The sequence below is a fragment of the Paenibacillus mendelii genome (genome assembly GCF_024498075.1).
In the GTDB taxonomy this organism is placed as follows: domain Bacteria; phylum Bacillota; class Bacilli; order Paenibacillales; family Paenibacillaceae; genus Paenibacillus_Z; species Paenibacillus_Z mendelii.
Map to the genome: position 1 here is coordinate 381,190 of NZ_JANHOF010000005.1, position 13,234 is coordinate 394,423.

A 13,234-nucleotide genomic window follows, 5' to 3' on the forward strand; every position below is an offset into this window, starting at 1 on the left:
TTGGAAGGAAAAAAACAGAAAATCATTCATTCCGCAATCAAATGCTTTTCTGAAAAGGGCTATCGAGGCACTTCCATTCAGGATATAGCGGATTCGATTGGGATTGCGAAAGGATCGTTATACTTTTATTTCAAGTCGAAAGAGGATCTTCTCTTATCGATTATCAAATATTATTTGAAAACCATTAATGACGAATTCCAAGAATTAATCGAACGCGTTGATCTATCGACGGAGGATCTGCTTCGCGAGCACGTTATTATGAGCTATCGCATGTACGATAAACACAAGAATTTCTTCTCGCTGCTGATGCAGGAGAGGCTTGAAGTGAATGCCGAGATGCATGAGCTTATAGTGGGGGCCCGCAGACAGGGACTGTTCTATTGCCATCAGATGATTATACGTGTATACGGGGAACGTGTGAGGCCTTACGCTTGTGATGCGGCGGTACTCTTTCAAGCGATCATGGATGGCTACCTCGGCCTTGCCGTGATGGGGAACCAGAACTTCGATACGGAGAGGCTGGGAAGCTATGTGCGGGATCGGACGGACGTTCTAGTCCATCAGCTGATCGAATCGCAGGCGGCTACCATGCTAGGCGATGAAACCCTGGAGCAATGGAATGCTACCGTTGTAGCCGGTCAAGGCGGGAAGACGGGGATTCTCTTGGAAATCGATGCCTTGAAAAAGGCGGTGGATCAAGCTGATTTGCAAGAGGCTGAACTGGACGAGGTTCATTCGACGCTGGAGGTGCTGGGTGCCGAGTTCGAGAAAGCGGAGCCCCAGCCCGTGGTTATTAAAGGCATGCTTGCATTGTTGAAGACGATCCATTCGGCCAAAATCAAGAAGCAAGTCGTGAAGCTGGAGAGCCAGGTACTGGAACTTCTATAAGCTAAAACGCCCGCTGTCCACGTAAATGGGGAGCGGGCGTTTTGATGTGTACGATCCTTCATTGACTCGATGGATGCAGGAAGAGATGTGGAGGGGGGAGAGAGGGAAAATAAATAAATGCCGCCGGAAGATCCGGCGGCAGGTTTGATTTGCAAGTCAAATGTGTATGGATATAAGAGTGGAGCTGGTGAAGGGAATACTCGAAATCTGATTAAAGGGTTCCCATACGGAAACTTCTTAAATAGGTGGATTTCGACGCTCGTCCTGAGATGATTCACAGAAGCTTCCACGGACGGTCGAACCGGTTAGGGTTCAATCCCCTTTCTTAAAGCAGCGTAATCATTATGGAGCGGGTGAAGGGAATCGAACCCTCGCCTCAAGCTTGGGAAGCTGGCGTTCTACCATTGAACTACACCCGCAAAGTTAAGTAGGATCATGATAGCACAGCCTCTCATGGAAATCAATAATAGACAGTGTTATAATCGTTAACGAAATAGACAGCGGGGGTTAGGGCCGGCATCTAACATTGCTGCACCCGATACAAGGTGGTGATTCCATTACGACTTCAAGAACGTCGCAAGGCGACAACAAGGATAATGTTTATTTGTTCCCAAGCATGCTGGATCAATACCAGATTCAGCTGACCCGAATGCTTGAAGCCGAGCAATATGGAGAAGCGAAGACTCTTCTTCTGTTTCTGCTCCGGTGCCAAGGCGAGGACCGGCGCCATTATGAGGAATGGGGTAATCTCCTTACGTGGCTGGATATGGCTTTTCCTGATACGGGCGGAAGCAATGGGCACAACGATGCTCTATTGGTTCCCGAAGAGGAGGAAGAAGATGAGGATTCAATCCGGCGGCAGGTGTTAACCTCTGATAAGCAAGACGATGCTTATGTCGAGCAGATTTTGTATATCATGCAGAATCATCCTGTCGTTGATCAGCAAATTCTTGCATTAGAACGGGCCGTGCATCTGGATCATCCCGAGGTGGACGAGGCCATCGTTTCTTGGCTCACAGGCAAAGAGCTGCATCCTGCTCTCCAATTTAAAGCGCTCCAATGTTTGCGGAAGCGGGAAGTTACGGGGCAAATTCGCCTGCAGCGGCTGGGTGAAACCGTTGATTTGGAAATCGAAGAGACTCCGCTCTCGATGGATGATTTTCCGGTTGTTGTGACACATGTCGTCGAGAGAGTAGAGTCCGTGACGGAAGTGATGGATTCGACGCTGCCGCATTTTGCCAAGGAATTGTGGAAGGAATGCTTGCAATGTCTCTATGGCACATCAGTCTACAACTTGATGGTGAAGGACGAAGAGGAGACGGTGGATTGCTTTGCAGCGGCACTGCATCAGTCGCTGGAATTGTCATTATACGGAAGATCGGATGACGATCAATTACGCGATACATACGGTATTACGGACGCACTTCGCTTCCGGTACGAACAGGCATGTCGGGCTTTACGGATGGTGGCACAATTTCATGGCGACGATAACGGGAGCGAGCCTTGATATTCCGGCCAATGTTGATTATAATGTAATGGTTTATGATTCGTGAAACTTGTGCGCATGAATGCGTGATTTTATCTGGAGGGGAAAGCATAACATGAAAGCAACATGGGAAAAAATAGACAAGAATCTTGTCGCCATCGATGTCGAGATCGAAGAGGGACAAGTTACGGAAGCGTTGGACAAGGCCTTCAAGAAAGTCGTTCAGAAAGTTAACGTACCTGGATTCCGCAGAGGCAAAGTGCCGCGGGCTATGTTTGAGAAGCGTTTCGGTGCAGAAAGTCTGTATCAGGATGCCATTGATATTCTGCTGCCCGATGCTTATTCCTTCGCGCTTAAAGAAACAGGAATCGAGCCGGTTGATCGTCCGGACATCGATGTCGAGCAATTCGGTAAAGGCCAGCCGTTCAAATTCAAAGCAAAAGTTACGGTTAAGCCGGAAGTTAAGCTTGGCGAATACAAAGGCCTTGAAATTCCTTCTGCTGACGTCAGCGTGAGCGAAGAAGAAATTACGGCAGAATTGGATCGTCTGCAGCAGCGTCACGCTGAACTTACTGTCATCGATGAAGGCGCAGCACAAGACGGCGACATGACCGTCATCGATTTTGACGGTTATATCAATGGCGAGCCGTTCGAAGGCGGCAAGAGCGAGCGTTACTCCCTTGAGCTTGGATCCGGTTCGTTTATCCCGGGCTTCGAAGGACAAGTAGTGGGAATGGCAACAGGCGACTTCAAGGACATTGAAGTAACGTTCCCGGAAAACTATCACTCCGATGAGCTTGCCGGCAAAGCGGCTACGTTCAAAGTGAAGCTTCACGAAATCAAACGCAAGAATCTGCCGGCACTCGACGATGAGTTCGCCAAAGACATCAGCGAGTTCGATACGCTTGACGAATTCAAGGAAGATCTTGCGAAGAAGCTGTCTGAGCGTAAAGAGAAAGAAAACGAGCAAGCCCGTGAAGTTGCTGTCGTGGAGAAAGCTGCAGAAACAGCAGAAATCGAAATCCCGGCTGCTATGATCGAAGCTGAAGTTGATTATCTGGTTCGTGATTTCGAGAACCGTTTGCGTTCGCAAGGGATGAACTTGGATCTGTACTACCAGTTCTCCGGTCAAGACGAGTCCGCTCTGCGCGGTCAAATGAACATTGACGCTGAGAAGCGCGTGCGCAACAACCTGGTTCTGGAACAAATCTCCAAGAACGAAGGCATTGAAGCAGGCGAGCAAGAATTGAGCGAAGAGCTCGAGAAATTATCAGCTATGTATAACCGTCCTGCTGAAGAGCTTCGCGAGATCTTCTCCGGTAACGGTAATCTGGAGAACCTGAAAGCGGATCTCATCATCCGTAAAACCATCAAGTTCCTCCTCGATAACAGCAAAGTCGCTACCGAAGTGGCGTAAGGAGACTGCAGCCGTCCTAGGACGGCTCATTCTTTCAATGGGCAGGCACGTACATGCGTGCCTGCTTTCAACTCAATCGGGATTGTAACCCGTCCCGGAGGGTACATAAGTAATACCTGCACCATAGGGCTTGACCCTGTACATATCATTGCGGCACAGCCGTATAATGTATTATTCGGTACCGAGAACAATGCCGTTTAGCGCTGATACAAGCTATCCCGCTTGAAAAATGACATTGCTCTCGGAACATGATAAAATAACATAGAAACCACAACTATCCTTATACGCCAGTTTTGAGTCAACCCATTGAGGGCTATACTTGATGTGGACAGCGCTTTAGGATATTGATGCGTTTATGGAATTTGGAGTCACACCACATTAAAGGAGGTTGGTCGCATGAATCTGGTACCAATTGTCGTTGAACAAACGAATCGAGGAGAACGTTCTTACGACATTTACTCCCGTCTCTTGAAGGATCGGATTATTTTTCTAGGAAGTGCGATCGACGATGATGTTGCGAATTCCATCATTGCGCAGCTGCTTTTTCTAGCGGCAGACGATCCGGAGAAGGATATCCACTTGTACATTAACTCGCCAGGCGGTTCAGTTACCGCTGGTATGGGTATTTATGATACGATGCAGTTCATTAAACCTGATGTATCGACGATTTGCGTCGGCTTGGCTGCTAGCATGGGTTCACTGCTGCTTACGGCAGGCGCGAAGGGCAAGCGGTTTGCGCTTCCTAACAGCGAGGTTATGATTCACCAGCCTCTCGGCGGTGTACGAGGGCAAGCGTCCGATATCAAGATACATGCCGATTGGATACTCAAAACCAAACAGAAGCTGAACCAAATTCTAGTCGACCGTACCGGTCAGCCGTATGAGAAGGTCGACCGCGACACAGACCGTGATTATTTCATGAGCGCGGAAGAAGCGCTGAACTACGGGCTTATCGACAAAGTCGTAACTTCATCGGTTCAGTAATCTACGAAATGAAGGGGTGATCCCATGTTTAAATTCAACGACGAAAAAGGCCAGTTGAAATGCTCGTTCTGCGGTAAATCGCAGGATCAGGTGCGCAAGCTGGTTGCCGGTCCCGGCGTCTATATATGTGATGAATGTATCGAGCTGTGTACGGAAATCGTTGAGGAGGAGCTCGGACACGAGGAAGAACTTGATCTGAAGGACATTCCGAAGCCGAAGGACATCCGCAACATTCTTGACCAATATGTAATTGGTCAAGAGCAAGCGAAGAAATCGCTATCCGTAGCCGTATACAACCATTACAAACGCATTAATTCGCAAAACAAACTTGAGGATGTCGAGCTTCAAAAGAGCAACATCCTGCTTGTCGGCCCTACGGGTTCCGGTAAGACGCTCCTCGCCCAAACGATGGCGAAGATCTTGAACGTACCTTTTGCTATTGCTGATGCGACTTCACTGACTGAAGCCGGTTATGTCGGTGAGGACGTCGAGAATATCTTACTGAAGCTTATTCAAGCAGCAGATTACGATGTGGAGAAAGCGGAACGCGGCATTATCTACATCGATGAAATCGATAAAGTAGCCCGTAAATCGGAGAATCCATCGATTACCCGTGACGTATCTGGTGAAGGCGTACAGCAGGCGCTGCTTAAAATCTTGGAAGGAACGGTTGCATCGGTTCCGCCTCAAGGCGGGCGTAAGCATCCGCATCAAGAGTTTATCCAAATCGACACGACGAGCATTCTCTTTATTTGCGGCGGCGCGTTCGACGGTCTGGAGCAGCTCATCAAACGCCGTATCGGTAAGAAAGTCATTGGCTTTAATACCTCCGGTGATGGCCAGAAGGACTTGAAAGCTGGCGAATATTTGTCCATGGTACTTCCAGAGGACTTGCTCAAATTTGGTCTGATTCCAGAGTTTGTCGGCCGTCTGCCGGTCATCTCGACGTTGGAGCCGCTTGATGAGCCCGCACTTGTCCGGATTCTGTCCGAGCCGAAGAATGCGCTCGTGAAGCAGTACCAGAAGCTTCTGGAGATGGATAATGTGAAGCTCGACTTTGAGCCTGCAGCTCTTGAAGCCATAGCCAAGGAAGCCATGAAACGAAATACCGGCGCCCGCGGCCTGCGGGCAATTATTGAGGACTTTTTGCTCGAAGTGATGTACGAAGTGCCATCACGCGATGATGTCGCCAACTGCATGATAACGGAGAAGGTTGTTCAGGAGAAGATTATGCCTGAGTTGACGTCGAAGAAGGGCAAGAAAAAAGAAGAAAGCGCCTGATCCACTATATACTGTCAATCATCCACCTTTGATAGACGGCTTCAAAGCCGTTTATACAGGGGTGGACTTTGACGTTCATGGGAGAGGTTACCTGATGTATTTAAGAAAAGACACAGTTCCGGTTAAAGTGGGATTCCATACGATCGGCGGTAGTGATGAAGTCATTATTCAAAGCATGTGTACGACAAAAACAGCGGATGTGGAAGCAACCGTTGCCGAGATTTTGCGCTTGGAAGAAGCGGGCTGTCAGATGGTCCGTGTTACGGTAAACAACAAAGAAGCGGCGGCTGCGATTAAGGAAATCAAAAAGCGGATTCATATCCCTCTTGTAGCGGATATCCATTTTGATTACCGCCTTGCGCTGGCTGCCATCGAGAACGGTATCGATAAAGTACGGATCAACCCGGGCAATATCGGTAAGCGGGACAAGATCGAGATGGTCGTACGGGCCTGCAAGGAGCGCGGGATTCCGATTCGGATCGGCGTGAACGCAGGATCCCTGGAGAATCATCTTCTTGAGAAATACGGTTATCCTACACCGGAAGCTATGGTCGAGAGCGCTTTGTTTCACATCGGGATTTTAGAAGAGCTCGATTTTCACGATATTATTGTTTCTCTTAAAGCATCAGACGTACCGATGGCTATTGCAGCCTACCGGATGGCTGCAGAGCGTATTAAATACCCGCTGCACCTGGGGATTACCGAAGCCGGAACGCTTCACTCCGGTACGATCAAGAGCTCGGCAGGGATCGGTGCCTTGCTTGCAATGGGAATCGGCAACACGCTGCGCATCAGCTTGAGCGCGGACCCGGTAGAAGAAGTGAAGGTGGCACGCGAACTGCTTAAGTGCTTCGGCCTGATTACGAATGCGGCAACGCTCGTTTCATGCCCGACATGCGGTCGCTTGGATATCGACCTGTTCTCTATTGCTAACGAGGTAGAAGAATATATCAGCAAAATTAAAGTGCCGATTAAAGTGTCGGTCCTTGGTTGTGCTGTCAATGGTCCAGGTGAAGCGCGCGAGGCGGATATCGGCATCGCGGGAGCGCGTGGCGAAGGGTTGCTGTTCCGTTATGGAGAGATGATCCGTAAGGTGCCTGAAGCGGAACTGCTCAGCGAGTTGAAGAAGGAAATTGACGAAATCGTACGCGTCTTTGAAGAGACGGGTGAGATTCCTGGACGTAAAGAACATCATGTTTCGTCCATATAACGATTGATTCGCCGCAAATTTGCGAGCTCATAGCGATTATTCCATCCGGCAAGGGGCAATACTGACAAGTATGAGTCCCGGTATGCCGGATGTTTTTTTTGGAGAGGAGTAATTACGCTATGAGCCTAAGTTTGATTCTAATGCTAATTCAAGTGTTCTTTGCCATCGTGATTGGACTGTATTTTTGGAACCTGCTTCGCAATCAGAAATCGAACCGCAGTGCTGTGGATAAGGAATCCCGCAAGGAAATGGACAAATTACGGAAGCTTCGTTCCATATCGCTGACGAAACCGCTCTCGGAGAAGACGCGCCCGCAAACGATGAACGACATCGTCGGCCAGCGTGACGGGCTTCGTGCGCTTAAGGCGGCACTTTGCAGCGCGAATCCGCAGCATGTCATCATTTACGGACCTCCGGGCGTAGGTAAAACGGCTGCGGCCAGAGTCGTCTTGGAAGAAGCGAAGAAGAATCCGACATCGCCGTTCCAGCAGGAGGCGAAGTTCACCGAAATTGATGCGACTACGGCCCGGTTCGATGAGCGTGGAATTGCCGACCCGTTAATTGGTTCGGTTCACGATCCGATCTACCAGGGTGCCGGCGCCATGGGCGTGGCGGGAATTCCGCAGCCTAAGCCGGGAGCGGTCACGAAAGCGCATGGGGGCATGCTGTTTATTGATGAGATCGGCGAACTGCACCCGATTCAGATGAATAAATTACTGAAAGTACTAGAGGACCGGAAAGTGTTTTTGGAGAGTGCGTATTACAACTCCGAGGATACGAACATTCCGACATACATCCATGACATCTTTCAGAATGGCTTGCCCGCTGATTTCCGGCTTGTTGGAGCAACGACGCGTTCGCCGCAGGAGCTGCCACCTGCACTGCGATCGCGCTGCATGGAGATCTATTTCCGGCCGCTGCTTGCCGAAGAAATCGGACAAATTGCCGTTAACGCATTGAAGAAAATCGGGCTGCCTCCTTGTCAGGAGGCAGTGGAGGTCGTACAGCGCTACGCAACGAATGGCCGGGAGGCGGTCAATGTTATTCAGCTTGCCGCAGGTCTGGCTTTGTCGGAGAAGCGGGATGGCATCACAGCGGCGGATATCGAGTGGGTCGTCAACAGCAGTCAGATTCCGCCTCGTCCCGACCGTAAGGTTCCTGCAGCCCCTCAAGTGGGCTTCGTCAACGGTTTGGCTGTATATGGTCCCAACATGGGCACGCTGCTGGAGATCGAGGTCAGCGCGATACCGGCCCGTACCGGCCGGGGCCGCTTCACGATAACGGGCGTTGTCGATGAAGAGGAACTGGGCGGCGGAAGCCGGACACTGCGGCGTAAAAGCATGGCCAAAGGGTCGGTTGAGAATGTATTGACGGTCCTCCGCCGTATTGGGTATAAACCCGAGAACTACGACTTGCATATTAACTTTCCCGGCGGAACGCCAATTGACGGCCCGTCAGCCGGAATCGCAATGGCTACTGCTATCGCATCGGCCATTAAAGGCGAACCGATTGACAATAAGCTCGCGATGACCGGTGAAGTGGGTATTCACGGGGACGTGAAGCCGGTAGGAGGCGTACTGGCTAAAGTCGAAGCCGCATTCCAGGCGGGGGCAACCCGCGTTATCATTCCGCGCGAGAACTGGCAGGTTATATTTGCTGATCTGCAAGGGCTGGAGGTCATTCCAGCGGATCATATCAATGATGTGCTCAAGCATGTGTTTCCGCTTGAAGAGCCAAGAGTTTCGCCCTTGCAGCAAGCCCAAGCTTCGGATGTTTTCATCGCCACCGGCTTGCCCTATTTGCAGGCGGATTCGGTTGAGTGATAAAATGGAATAGATAGGTGGAAAATGCTTCAGCGAGTTTTCTATACAAACGAAGTTATAGAAAACTTCAGCGATAATGGAGGTGCTGGTATGGGACCTGCTAAATGGAAAGGTCGTCGGCTGCCCCTACTGCCACTCAGGGGGCTCCTTGTATATCCCAGCATGGTGCTTCACCTTGATGTGGGTAGGGAAAAGTCCGTTCGCGCGCTAGACCGCGCTATGATTGACGATCATATGATTTTGCTTTGTTCGCAGTCGGAGGTCAATATTGAAGAGCCGTCTCAGGAAGACATCTACCGTGTGGGGACGATTGCACGGGTAAGGCAGATGCTAAAGCTGCCGAATGGTACGATCCGAGTACTCGTAGAAGGCGTCGTTAGGGCGGAAATTGTCGATTATTTGCCTAATGACGATTTCTATGAGGTGACGGTGAAGGAAAAACCGGAAGCTGAATCGACAGATCCTGAAATCGATGCACTGATGCGGACGGTATTGAATCAGTTCGAGCATTACATCAATTTATCGAAGAAAGTGACGCCAGAAACACATGCAGCCGTTTCTGACATCGATGAGCCGGGGCGGCTTGCCGATGTCATAAGCAGTCATTTGTCCTTAAAGATTAAAGATAAACAGGACATTCTGGAGACGATCGACGTTCGAAAGCGGCTGGAGAAGCTGCTCGACATCTTGAACAATGAACGCGAAGTGCTTGAGCTCGAACGCAAGATCAGCCAGCGCGTCAAGAAACAGATGGAGAAGACGCAGAAGGAATATTACTTGCGCGAGCAAATGAAGGCGATCCAGAAGGAGCTTGGAGAGAAGGAAGGCCGTGCGGGCGAGGTAGAAGAGCTGCGCACACAGATGGCCGAAGCCGAGCTGCCGGAGAAAGTAAAAGAGAAGGTCGAGAAAGAAATCGACCGTCTAGAGAAGATGCCGTCCACTTCTGCAGAAGGCGGCGTCATCCGCAATTATATTGATTGGTTGCTCTCGCTTCCATGGAGCAAATTGACGGAGGATGACCTGGATATATCCAAAGCCGAGGCGATCCTGAACGAGGATCATTACGGTCTCGAGAAGCCGAAGGAACGGGTGCTCGAATACTTGGCTGTTCAACAGCTCGTAAAGAAGCTCAAGGGCCCGATCCTGTGCCTGGTCGGTCCTCCGGGTGTCGGCAAGACGTCCATGGCCCGTTCCATTGCCAAGTCGCTTGGACGGCAATTCGTCCGGATTTCACTTGGCGGGGTTCGCGATGAGGCCGAAATCCGCGGTCACCGGCGCACGTATGTAGGCGCCATGCCGGGACGGGTCGTTCAAGGGATGAAGTCGGCAGGAACGTCTAATCCGGTCTTCCTGCTGGATGAAATCGATAAGATGGCGATGGATTTCCGCGGCGACCCTGCATCTGCTTTGCTGGAGGTACTTGATCCGGAGCAGAATAATACCTTCAGCGACCACTTTATTGAATTGCCCTTTGACCTGTCCAAAGTCATGTTCATTACGACAGCCAATGCGATTCATAATATCCCGCGTCCGCTGCTTGACCGCATGGAAGTGCTCTATATTCCAGGGTATACGGAGCTGGAGAAAATGCAGATCGCCGAGCGCTATTTGCTGCCGAAGCAAATAGGCGAGCATGGATTAAAGCAGGAACAGATCGAAATAACGGAAGATGCGCTGATGCTCGTCATCCGAGAGTATACAAGGGAATCCGGTGTCCGGAACCTGGAGCAGCAGGTGGCGTCGTTATGCCGCAAAGCCGCCAAAACGATCGTTTCAGATCCGGATCGAACCGCGATTCAGGTCGACCCGGATAAGGTTAAAGAATGGTTGGGACCACCGAAATTCCGCTATGGATTAGCGGAGGCCGAGGATCAGATCGGAGCGGTAACCGGATTAGCCTGGACCGAGGTTGGCGGAGACACCCTCGTGATTGAAGTGACCGTGCTGCCGGGAAGCGGGAAGCTCACCTTAACGGGCAAGCTCGGTGATGTTATGAAGGAATCGGCTCAAGCGGCATTCAGCTATACGCGATCCAAAGCCAAGGAGCTGCAGATCGAACCGGATTTCCATGAGAAGAACGATATTCACATTCATATCCCGGAAGGGGCCATCCCCAAGGACGGACCTTCTGCAGGAATAACGATGGCTACCGCGTTAATCTCGGCATTGACCGGACGCTATGTTTCGAAGGAAGTCGCCATGACAGGAGAAATCACGCTCCGTGGACGGGTTCTGCCGATTGGCGGGCTCAAGGAAAAGTCGCTTGCCGCACATCGCGCAGGGATTCGAAAGATACTGATGCCGAAGGATAACGAACGCGACCTTCGCGACATTCCGGAAAGCATTAGAGGCGATATGGTCTTTATTCCGGTTGGTCATATGGATGAAGTATTGGAGCATGCGCTGGAACAGGCACCAGTGGAAACGCACTAGAAAATCGGCCTCCTGCATCATGACTGATGCAGGAGGCTGAGGATTGAAGAAAGCGGGTTAACGAGAAATATGAAGATTACGCAGGCTGAATTCGTCATCAGCGCGGTCAAGCCGCATCAATATCCCGAGGACGCCTTGCCGGAGATTGCTCTGGCAGGGCGTTCGAATGTCGGAAAATCGTCACTTATTAATAAAATGCTAGAGCGTAAAGCGCTTGCCCGTACAAGCTCGCAGCCAGGCAAGACACAGCAGTTGAATTATTACCGAATCAACGATCAATTATATTTTGTCGACTTTCCCGGTTATGGCTATGCGAAGGTTTCGAAGACACAGCGTGAGCAATGGGGCGGTATGATCGAGTCGTTCCTGCGCGACAGGGAACCGCTTAAGATGGTGCTGCACATTATCGATGTCAGGCACCCTCCTTCCAAGGACGATTGTCTGATGTATAAATGGCTAAAACATTTTCAGATCCCTGTTTGCATCGTCGTCACGAAAGCGGACAAAATTCCGCGCAGTAAATGGGATAAGCATATGAAGATTGTCAAAGTAACGCTGGAAGCCGATCCGGCCGACCCGATGGTGCTGGTATCCTCGGAAACGGGTCTTGGACGTGATCAACTTTGGAGCGTCATTATGAAAGCGATTGAGGATCCGGCAGAAAGTCAGTGATGTTCCCTTCGAAAAGTGAGGATAACGGATAATATGACGGACTCAACGTAAAATCCCCGTGTTTTTTCTGAAATATGCGTGAATATCAAGACCAAGCGGCAGGAATAAACAGCTCTTATCAAGTATAATATACGTAAGCAAGAAACAATCGGTTGACGCCCGTCTAAGTGACGGAACGTGCAAGTTTATAGAATTGAGGAGATTTTTATGGCTCAGCGGATAGCCACGGAATACGTTAAAGCTTCTCTGCAATTAACTTCTGAAGAGATGGCGGGATTTGTCCGGTTTTTTGAAGAGCAGCATGTGAGACAGCAGGTGCGGGTGCTCGATAACGGCAATCACGAAATGGTTCTCGAAGACGACGCAGGGCGGGAAGAAGTCCGCTTAATTTTTGAGCGTCAACAGGATCGTTATGTATGTGTACTATCCTGCCGCTTGATTTATCCGAAATTAACGAATGCCATGCGCAAGGCGGTTTCGACCTTTCACGGGGATGCCATCGTAAATCGTATTTATCCGAACTATACGATGAATTATCAGTATGAACAAGGTGCGGTTCGCAAGATTACAGAACATGCGAAAGGCGAAGCAAGAGTCGTGTTCGAATACAAAGATACGCTCGGCATGCTGGAGGCGCAATTCCAGAGCAACATGATTGAGCAATCCATCGACAATTTGCAGAGCACCATTAATGAGCTGCTTGATTTGCGGAACCAATGCACGGATCGTGCCCAAATTGACTTGATTGATGAGAAACTGAAGAATTATACACATCAGCTGTTTGTTTTGGAGGCGTAGCACTCAAGTCCTTTACAGAATAAGACCTAAAGCCGCGAATAAGCGGCTTTTTTTATTTTGGAACGTCCCGAAGACCGCTCACAGGACAACTTCCTGTGACATACGCTTATTACTGGAGTTGCAACTTGCCGCCAATTGAATCTGTTTTTAAAAAAAGGGTTGCATTTCTCTCTGATAGATGTTATTTTTATTCTCGTTGAAATGAAAAATAGGAACCAGGATTCACTCAGGACATGGTAATG

General features: G+C 50.0%; 10 protein-coding genes and 1 tRNA gene. 10 read left to right on the top strand and 1 reads right to left on the bottom strand.

Going from position 1 to position 13,234, the window contains the following annotated elements; genetic code table 11:
* On the top strand, window positions 1–888 hold the full coding sequence (locus tag NNL21_RS19105) for a TetR/AcrR family transcriptional regulator (RefSeq protein ID WP_204818800.1): 888 nt from the start codon (window positions 1–3) through the stop codon (window positions 886–888).
* Window positions 889–1,233: 345 nt separating this feature from the next.
* Here the strand turns inward: NNL21_RS19105 and NNL21_RS19110 are convergent.
* Window positions 1,234–1,307, bottom strand: a tRNA-Gly gene (locus NNL21_RS19110).
* 107 nt (window positions 1,308–1,414) lie between these two features.
* On the opposite strand from NNL21_RS19110, the gene NNL21_RS19115 reads away from it, so the two are divergent.
* From NNL21_RS19115 to NNL21_RS19155, 9 genes are all read left to right on the top strand, one after another.
* On the top strand, window positions 1,415–2,395 hold the full coding sequence (locus NNL21_RS19115) for a hypothetical protein (protein WP_256555333.1): 981 nt from the start codon (window positions 1,415–1,417) through the stop codon (window positions 2,393–2,395).
* A gap of 94 nt (window positions 2,396–2,489) precedes the next feature.
* Window positions 2,490–3,791 carry a trigger factor gene (tig, locus tag NNL21_RS19120; RefSeq protein ID WP_204818801.1) on the top strand — a complete coding sequence of 434 codons (1,302 nt, stop codon included), beginning with the start codon at window positions 2,490–2,492 and terminating at the stop codon, window positions 3,789–3,791.
* Window positions 3,792–4,187: 396 nt separating this feature from the next.
* On the top strand, window positions 4,188–4,775 hold the full coding sequence (clpP, locus tag NNL21_RS19125; protein WP_204818802.1) for an ATP-dependent Clp endopeptidase proteolytic subunit ClpP: 588 nt from the start codon (window positions 4,188–4,190) through the stop codon (window positions 4,773–4,775).
* Between the two features lie 24 nt (window positions 4,776–4,799).
* Window positions 4,800–6,056, top strand: a complete 1,257-nt coding sequence (clpX, locus tag NNL21_RS19130; protein ID WP_204818803.1) for an ATP-dependent protease ATP-binding subunit ClpX — start codon at window positions 4,800–4,802, stop codon at window positions 6,054–6,056.
* Window positions 6,057–6,150: 94 nt separating this feature from the next.
* Window positions 6,151–7,266: a flavodoxin-dependent (E)-4-hydroxy-3-methylbut-2-enyl-diphosphate synthase gene (gene ispG / locus NNL21_RS19135; protein WP_204818804.1), complete on the top strand. Its 1,116-nt coding sequence runs from the start codon at window positions 6,151–6,153 to the stop codon at window positions 7,264–7,266.
* Between the two features lie 119 nt (window positions 7,267–7,385).
* Window positions 7,386–9,089 carry an ATP-dependent protease LonB gene (lonB, locus tag NNL21_RS19140; RefSeq protein WP_204818805.1) on the top strand — a complete coding sequence of 568 codons (1,704 nt, stop codon included), beginning with the start codon at window positions 7,386–7,388 and terminating at the stop codon, window positions 9,087–9,089.
* 90 nt (window positions 9,090–9,179) lie between these two features.
* Entirely contained in the window at window positions 9,180–11,522 is a 2,343-nt protein-coding gene (gene lon, locus NNL21_RS19145; protein WP_204818806.1) for an endopeptidase La, read from the top strand.
* Between the two features lie 69 nt (window positions 11,523–11,591).
* Complete coding sequence (gene yihA, locus NNL21_RS19150) at window positions 11,592–12,194, top strand: ribosome biogenesis GTP-binding protein YihA/YsxC (protein ID WP_204818807.1); 603 nt, start codon at window positions 11,592–11,594, stop codon at window positions 12,192–12,194.
* A 207-nt stretch (window positions 12,195–12,401) separates the two neighbouring features.
* Window positions 12,402–12,992, top strand: a complete 591-nt coding sequence (locus NNL21_RS19155) for a non-ribosomal peptide synthetase module (RefSeq protein ID WP_204818808.1) — start codon at window positions 12,402–12,404, stop codon at window positions 12,990–12,992.
* The last annotated feature ends 242 nt before the right edge of the window (window positions 12,993–13,234 follow it).

Bases quoted from the DNA above. Each gene is read 5' to 3' on its own strand.
- clpP (WP_204818802.1), top strand. From the start codon at position 4,188: ATGAATCTGGTACCAATTGTCGTTGAACAAACGAATCGAGGAGAACGT.
- ispG (WP_204818804.1), top strand. From the start codon at position 6,151: ATGTATTTAAGAAAAGACACAGTTCCGGTTAAAGTGGGATTCCATACG.
- tig (WP_204818801.1), top strand. From the start codon at position 2,490: ATGAAAGCAACATGGGAAAAAATAGACAAGAATCTTGTCGCCATCGAT.
- lon (WP_204818806.1), top strand. From the start codon at position 9,180: ATGGGACCTGCTAAATGGAAAGGTCGTCGGCTGCCCCTACTGCCACTC.
- clpX (WP_204818803.1), top strand. From the start codon at position 4,800: ATGTTTAAATTCAACGACGAAAAAGGCCAGTTGAAATGCTCGTTCTGC.
- lonB (WP_204818805.1), top strand. From the start codon at position 7,386: ATGAGCCTAAGTTTGATTCTAATGCTAATTCAAGTGTTCTTTGCCATC.
- yihA (WP_204818807.1), top strand. From the start codon at position 11,592: ATGAAGATTACGCAGGCTGAATTCGTCATCAGCGCGGTCAAGCCGCAT.
- NNL21_RS19155 (WP_204818808.1), top strand. From the start codon at position 12,402: ATGGCTCAGCGGATAGCCACGGAATACGTTAAAGCTTCTCTGCAATTA.